This is a genomic window from Priestia sp. SIMBA_032 (assembly GCF_046535215.1).
Classification (GTDB): Bacteria; Bacillota; Bacilli; order Bacillales; family Bacillaceae_H; genus Priestia; species Priestia aryabhattai.
Map to the genome: position 1 here is coordinate 1 of NZ_JAWRXD010001127.1, position 253 is coordinate 253.

Genomic DNA, 253 nt, shown 5'->3' on the forward strand with positions numbered 1-253 from the left:
GGTGTTGCCGAACATGAGCATCGCGGCGGCGAGCACGACGAGGAGCGCGGCGAGGACGAGCGATGCGATGGTGCGTCGACGCGCGCGGCGGATCCGGTCGTCCGGGTTCGTGCTCTTGAGCACCGCGAGGGCGTCATCGACAGCCGGGTCGCTGAAACGAGCGACGTTGACGGGCGCGGCCTCGCCGACCTTCGCGGTGTTCGCCGTCGAGAAGAAGTTGTTGTAGAGGTAGTACGGGTCGCTCGAGACGCCC

The 253-nt window shown here is 68.0% G+C and carries 1 protein-coding gene; it reads right to left on the bottom strand.

The window, feature by feature from the left end:
• Positions 1-253, bottom strand: a 253-nt coding sequence (locus SB717_RS37840; protein WP_410908308.1) for a hypothetical protein, incomplete at both ends; no start/stop codon positions are given.